Below are 903 nucleotides of genomic sequence, written 5' to 3' on the forward strand. Positions count from 1 at the left end.
GCGAACTTTGTTCATCAGATTCCGCCCAACATGAACCAGGCAACGTTGTCGTTTGGCTTTAGGGAAATGCCGATTCAAGCCTTCATCCAAACCAACTAACCCATCGGCCACAAACAACAGCACATCTTTAACGCCCTGCTTGATCAAGGTTCCCAGCAGTTCAGTCCAGATTCCAGTCGATTCCGTTGGCGCCACTTGGTAGTTCAGCACTTCTTTCGTACCATCTGGACGAATGCCAATCGCAATATGAACGGCTTCTTTTTGAACGGTATCCCGCTTTAACGGCAAGTAAGTGGCATCTAAGAAGATGGCCGCATATTGTGAAGCCAGTCGACGTTGCTGGAAAGCTTGAACCTGTTCATTGACGGCTTTAGTCATGTTGGAAACCGTGGCTTTGGAGTAGTGAGCACCGTACATTTTCTCAATGAGTTCGGCAATTTCAGCAGTGGTAATTCCCTTGGTATACAACTGAATGACCGTTGTTTCTAAATTATCACTGTGCCGACCGTAGGCTGGCAAGGTATGATTTTCAAACCGGCCATTGCGATCTCGAGGAATGGTTAAGTTAAGTTGGCCGTACTTCGTATCAAACGAACGCTCATAACTGCCGTTGCGGTTATTACCAGTGTTAATCCCAGCGTATGAGTAGCGTTCGTAACCCAAAAACTCTGCCAATTCGGTTTGAAGCAGCTGGTTAATCGCAATTTCGAGGTGGTGACGAAAAACTTCGTCCAAATCTTGCTTTTGGGCTAGTGCAGCGATAATTTCTGTGGTAAGTTCATTCATGGGGAATGCCTCCTGTGATGTTTTCTGTGGTTACTAAATATCATAAGGGAAGGCATTCCCTATTTCTATACAATTCAGAAATCTTTTATGCATTTACACAAGATATTTTACGCTCTC

Annotated in this window: 1 protein-coding gene; it reads right to left on the reverse strand. The window is 45.0% G+C overall.

Going from position 1 to position 903, the window contains the following annotated elements; all coding sequences use genetic code 11:
- The coding region (locus FC98_RS13765) for an IS256-like element IS1310 family transposase (protein ID WP_056949760.1) at positions 1–786 on the reverse strand (786 nt) is incomplete at its 3' end.
- Positions 787–903 lie beyond the last annotated feature (117 nt).

This window comes from Lentilactobacillus kisonensis DSM 19906 = JCM 15041 (assembly GCF_001434135.1).
GTDB lineage: Bacteria > Bacillota > Bacilli > Lactobacillales > Lactobacillaceae > Lentilactobacillus > Lentilactobacillus kisonensis.